The sequence below is a fragment of the Sedimentibacter sp. B4 genome (assembly GCF_000309315.1).
GTDB lineage: Bacteria > Bacillota > Clostridia > Tissierellales > Sedimentibacteraceae > Sedimentibacter > Sedimentibacter saalensis.
On record NZ_CANG01000689.1, the window covers coordinates 1 to 240 of the forward strand.

General features: G+C 71.2%; 1 protein-coding gene. It reads right to left on the reverse strand.

Annotated elements, in window-relative coordinates:
* Positions 1-240, reverse strand: a 240-nt coding sequence (locus tag BN358_RS12745; protein WP_157593500.1) for a DUF3516 domain-containing protein, incomplete at both ends; no start/stop codon positions are given.

The window sequence follows — 240 nt, forward strand, 5'->3', positions numbered from 1 at the left end:
TGAACGCGCTCAGCGGCTGGTTCAGGGCGAAGTTGTGTTGCAGGTCCACGGCCAGGGCGTAGCGACGCCCGCCGGAGGTGGGCGCTTCGAGCCGGACGACCACTCCTGCGCGCAACAGCGAACGTCCCATCGCCGCGGCCCGGCGCAGCAGGCGCTGCCGCACCGGGCGTTCGGAGGTGCACGAGTCGATCAGCGAGGCCAGTGCCGTCCCGGTGTCCTCGTCGCGCTGCAGCAGGTTCA